The following is a 4,893-nucleotide window of genomic DNA, read 5'->3' on the forward strand; positions in this document are numbered from 1 at the left end:
CTTGGCGCCCTCGCCGATCTCGATGTTGCCCAGGATCTTGGCGCCGGCGCCGATCAGCACGCCGTCGCGCACCTTGGGGTGGCGGTCGCCGCTGTCCTTGCCGGTGCCGCCGAGGGTGACGCCGTGCAGGATCGAGACGTCATTGCCGACCACCGCGGTTTCACCGATGACGACGCCGGTGCCATGGTCGATCAGCAGCCCCCAGCCGATGCGGGCCGCCGGGTGGATGTCGACCGCGAGGCTTTCGGACACGCGGCTCTGCAGGAAGGCGGCGAGGGCTTCGCGCCCCTCGCCATGCAGCCAGTGGCCGATCCGGTGCCACTGCAGCGCGTGGTAGCCCTTGAAGAACAGGAACGGCGTCAGGTGGTCGCGCGCCGCCGGGTCGCGGTCCTTGATGGCGTCGAGGTCGAGCGCGGCATGGGCGGCAATCGCCGGGTCGGCGCGCATCGCCTCCGCCGCCAGCGCCAGCAGCCGGTCATGGCAGGCGGTGTCGCATTCCAGCTTGGTGGCCAGCAGCCGGGCGAGCGCATCGCTGAAATCAACGGCGCCGAGCACGATGCGCTCGACCACCGGCGCCAGGATCGCCTCCTGCCGCGCCAGGGTGGCGGCGGACTCGCACATCAGCGCGAAGACCGCATCCTCAAGGCCCCTCTTATCGAGGATGGCCTCGTCGGCGGCATAAGCCTTCCGCGCCAGAGCGGTGTTGGGCATGGCCTTAAACCCCTTTGCCGGGCTGGACGGCGGGGGACCCCGTCCGACCGAAAGGTGACGTCCAAAGTCAGATAAGCTCTCCCCGACCGATTGTCAACAGCCGAGATAAATCTTCGTCATATACATGTTATATTTGCTTATATTATAATTTCTACATCGGAAACTGATGATTATATCCCGCTGGACTCAGGGAGCGGTCGGACCGGCAGCGCCGAGCTTGCCGACCGGCAGCTCGACCGTGACGTTTCCGGCCTTTTCGAAGCTCAGCGTCAGCGTCACGCGGGTGCCGTCCTTCAGCGGCGCCTTCAGCCCGACCAGCATGATGTGGATGCCGGCGGGCGCCAGTTCGACCGTCTGACCCGCCGGCAACGCCACGCCGCCATCCACGGCGCGCATGCGCATGATGCCATTGTCCATCGACATCGTGTGGATCTCGGCCGCCTCGGCGATCGCGGGGTCGATGGCGATGGCGGTCAGACGATCATCCGTGCCGCCGGTGTTGGCGATGGTGAGATAGCCGACCCCCGTCTTGGCCGCCGGCGGCGTCGCCCGGCTCCAGCCATGGGTGATCGACAGCGTGCCGATCGTGGCGTCCTGCGCCAGGACGGTGAGCGGGGCGCAGCACAGCAGGACCGCGGTGAGGCCGGCGAGGAGGCGCTTGGTCATCGGCTGGATTCCTCGATGAGGACGGGCAAGGGGCGGATCATGCCAAGGCGATAGCATCGCCGGGGCCCGGCGGCCAGTGCGGGGCAGTCCTGCAGACGATCTGCCGCGAGCGGGCTTGCCGGACGGCGCGGGATCGGCGATCTGGCTGCAAGGCCTTCATCCACAGAGCCAGAAACAGGGACTCCCACCATGCCCGTCGCCGTCTTCGCCTCGGCCACCGACGATCCCGCCCAGTGGCTGCCGGCGCTGCGCGCGGCGATGCCGGCGCTGGAGGTCCGGGTCTGGCCGGAGATCGGCGACCCGGCCGAAATCGACTACGCCATCGTCTGGAAGCCTCCGGCGGGGATGCTGGCCGGCCTGTCCAACCTCAAGGTGATCTATTCCCTGGGCGCCGGCATCGACGCGATGCTGCGCGACCCGACCCTGCCGCCCGGCATTCCGCTGGTGCGGATGGTCGATCTGAGCCTGACCGAGGGCATGATCGAATATGTGGCAGAACAGGTGCTGGCGATCCACCGCCAGGCCCGGACCTATCGCGCGCAGCAGGCGGCGGGGGAATGGGTCCAGCACGACCAGCTGCTGGCCCGCGACATCACGGTCGGCATCCTCGGCCTCGGCACGCTGGGGGCGGCGGTGGCGCGGGCGCTGAAGGGGCTGAACTTCGGCGTCGCCGGCTGGAGCCGCACGCCGAAGGCCGTCGATGGCGTCGACGGCTATGCCGGCCCGGCGCAGCTGGACGCCTTCCTGGCCCGGACCCAGATCCTGGTCTGCCTGCTGCCGCTGACGGCGGAGACCGAGGACATCCTGGGCGCCGAACTGTTCGCCGCCCTGCCGGCCGGCGCCTGGGTCATCAATGCCGGGCGCGGCCCCCAGCTGGTCGATGCCGACCTGATCGCGGCGCTGGATTCCGGCCATCTCGCCGGCGCCGTGCTGGACGTGTTCCGGACCGAACCGCTGCCGGCCGACCACCCGTTCTGGGCCCATCCGAAGATCGTGCTGACGCCGCACATCGCCGCCAGCAACAACGCCAAATATGCGACCCTGCGCCTGGCCGAACAGGTCGCCCACTTCGAACGCGGCGAGCCGATGGACGACGTGGTCGACCGGTCGCGGGGGTACTAAGCCCCGACCGGCTAAGACGTCGCCCGGCGTAGCGTCGACAGCAGGGCGAGCACGCTGCAGAGCGCCCCGGTGGCGAAGGCGGCGGGATAGCCGAACTGCGCCACGACCAGCCCGATCACCGGCCCGGTCACCGCCAGCCCGACATCGACGAACGCGACATAGGCGCCGAGCGCGGATCCGCGGCTGGCCGCCGGCACGCGCTTCACCGCCTCGATCCCGAAGGAGGGAAAGACGAGCGAGGTGCCGGCCCCCGTCAGGAACGCACCGGCGATCGCCACCTCCGGCCACGCTGCCGCCCAGATCAGCAGCAGGCCGAGGATCTGGACGGCCAGCGACCCGGCCGCGACCCTGGCGCCGCCGGCCCGGTCGGGCAGGTGCCCGAACAGCAGCCGCGTCAGGATGAAGGCGGCGCCGAAGCCGCTGAGGGTGAAGCCGGCACCGCCCCATCCTTCGGCCTGGAAATCGAGGGCGATGAAGGCGGAGATCGCACCGAACCCGACCGAGGAGAGGGCCAGCGCGGCGCCCTGCCGCCAGATCAGGCCCGCGACCCGAAGGAACGGCAGGCGCGGGCCGCCGGCCCCGCGCACAGCCGGCAGCGGTGCGGCCACCAGGCCGGCCGCGACCGGCAGCAGGATGGTGGCCAGCGCCACCGCGCCGAAGCCGGTCGAGCCCTGTAGGGCCAGGCCGACCGGGGCCCCCGCCGCGATCGCGCCATAGAGGGCGATGCCGACCCACACCATGGCCCGGCCGGCCCGCGGCGCGCCGACCGCGGCGATGCTCCAGGCCAGCCCGCCGGTGATCATCAGGCCTTCGCCGAGCCCCGCCATGATCCGGCCGAGCAGCAGCAGCGCGAGCCCCAGCCGGGGATCCGCCGGCAGCACCGACCCGGCATAGAACAGGCCGGACACCGCACAGCCGGCAGCACCGATCAGGACGGAGGCCTTGCCGCCGTGCCGGTCGCACATCCCGCCGGCCCAGGGCCGCATCAGCAGCGTGGCGGCCGGCTGCAGCGCGACGGCGAGGGCCACGGCCAGCGGCCCCTGGCCCAGCACCCCATGGACATGGAGCGGCAGCGCCGCAAGCGGCACGCCGATCGCCGCATAGCCCAGGAACATGATCAGGGCAAAGGGCAGCAGCTGGAGCGTGACGCCCCGCGTTTCTGCGGCGCCGCCGGAAGACGGCGTGGCGGAGGATGGGACGGTGGAGGACATGGCGGACTCTCGGTGAGGGGATCGCCTCGAAGCTGATCCGCAGCCGACATGCTTTCCAGTGCAATGACCTGACTGTATAATTGCGTCCCATGCACTCCATGGATCTGAACCTGCTGGTCGCGCTCGATGCCCTGCTCAGCGAGGGCAGTGTCGCCGGCGCCGCCCGCCGCATGAACCTGAGCGCGCCGGCGATGAGCCGGACGCTCGCCCGCATCCGCCATGCCGTCGGCGACCCCGTCCTGGTCCGCGCCGGCCGCCGCCTGGTGCCGACGCCGCGGGCGATCGAGCTGCAGGCCCGGGTGCGGGCGGTGGTGGAGGATGCGCAGACGCTGCTGCGGCCCGAGGGTTCGGCCGATCCGTCGACGCTGGAGCGCAGCTTCACCATTCGGGCCAGCGACTACGCCGCCGGCGTGTTCGCGGCCGGCCTGTCGGCGGCGGCTGCGCGGCAGGCGCCGGGCGTCACCCTGCGCTTCGCGGACCAGGGCAAGGAGGATGTCAACGCGCTGCGCGAAGGCCGCATCGACCTCGATATCGGCGTGCTGGGCGAGACCGGGCCCGAGATCCGCGTCCAGGCCCTGCTGCAGGACCGCTTCGTCGGGGTGGTGCGGGAGGGCCATCCGCTGCTGCGCGGCGAGATGACCGCGGAGCGCTTCGCCGCCGCGACCCATATCAGCGCGTCGCGGCGTGGCCGCACCCGCGGGCTGATCGACGATGCGCTGGAGCGGCTGGGCCTGTCGCGCCGGGTGGCGCTGGTCATGCCGAGCTTCTACGCCGCGCTGTTCACCGCCGCCTCCTCCGACATTGTCGCCGCGCTGCCGCTCGCCGTCGTCGCGCGTGCGGCGGCGCTGGGGCTGGCGGTGCGGGCCTTTGATCTGCCGGTAGCGGTGCCGGCGGTCACCATCATCCAGGCCTGGCATCCGCGCTTCGACAAGGATGCCGGCCACCGCTGGCTGCGGCAGCTGGTCAAGGCATCGTTGGCGGAGACGGCGGACCGACGGTGACCACGGCTTTCTACCCGAAGCGCCGCACCGCGGTGATGCCGCGGCCTTCGGCGGCCTCGGACCGGGCGGCGATTTCGGCCACCGGGTCGAACGAGACGCAGGCGGCGCGGACATTGGCGTGCAGCAGGGTCTCGCCGTCGACCATCAGCCCGACATGGCCGGGGAAATACACCAGGTCGCCG

The 4,893-nt window shown here is 71.2% G+C and carries 5 protein-coding genes; 2 read left to right on the plus strand and 3 right to left on the minus strand.

The window, feature by feature from the left end; genetic code table 11:
* A partial coding sequence (locus tag AC3XYG_RS30660) for a serine acetyltransferase domain-containing protein (protein ID WP_489143671.1) occupies window positions 1–711 on the minus strand: 711 nt, incomplete at its 3' end.
* 186 nt (window positions 712–897) lie between these two features.
* On the minus strand, window positions 898–1,377 hold the full coding sequence (locus AC3XYG_RS30665; RefSeq protein ID WP_489143672.1) for a copper chaperone PCu(A)C: 480 nt from the start codon (window positions 1,375–1,377) through the stop codon (window positions 898–900).
* A gap of 189 nt (window positions 1,378–1,566) precedes the next feature.
* Here AC3XYG_RS30665 and AC3XYG_RS30670 point away from each other — a divergent pair, with 189 nt between their 5' ends.
* Window positions 1,567–2,499, plus strand: a complete 933-nt coding sequence (locus AC3XYG_RS30670; protein ID WP_489143673.1) for a 2-hydroxyacid dehydrogenase — start codon at window positions 1,567–1,569, stop codon at window positions 2,497–2,499.
* Between the two features lie 11 nt (window positions 2,500–2,510).
* On the opposite strand, the gene AC3XYG_RS30675 is transcribed toward AC3XYG_RS30670, so the two are convergent.
* Window positions 2,511–3,710, minus strand: a complete 1,200-nt coding sequence (locus tag AC3XYG_RS30675) for an MFS transporter (protein ID WP_489143674.1) — start codon at window positions 3,708–3,710, stop codon at window positions 2,511–2,513.
* Window positions 3,711–3,799: 89 nt separating this feature from the next.
* Between AC3XYG_RS30675 and AC3XYG_RS30680 the strand changes: the two genes are divergently transcribed.
* Window positions 3,800–4,711, plus strand: coding sequence for a LysR family transcriptional regulator (locus AC3XYG_RS30680; RefSeq protein ID WP_489143675.1), 912 nt, complete (start codon window positions 3,800–3,802; stop codon window positions 4,709–4,711).
* Window positions 4,712–4,893: the final 182 nt, after the last annotated feature.

This window comes from Inquilinus sp. (genome assembly GCF_057815775.1).

What these genes read in the sequence shown, in the direction of transcription:
- AC3XYG_RS30675 (WP_489143674.1), bottom strand. Translation starts at nt 3,710, where the DNA reads ATGTCCTCCACCGTCCCATCCTCCGCCACGCCGTCTTCCGGCGGCGCC.
- AC3XYG_RS30665 (WP_489143672.1), bottom strand. Translation starts at nt 1,377, where the DNA reads ATGACCAAGCGCCTCCTCGCCGGCCTCACCGCGGTCCTGCTGTGCTGC.
- AC3XYG_RS30680 (WP_489143675.1), top strand. Translation starts at nt 3,800, where the DNA reads ATGCACTCCATGGATCTGAACCTGCTGGTCGCGCTCGATGCCCTGCTC.
- AC3XYG_RS30670 (WP_489143673.1), top strand. Translation starts at nt 1,567, where the DNA reads ATGCCCGTCGCCGTCTTCGCCTCGGCCACCGACGATCCCGCCCAGTGG.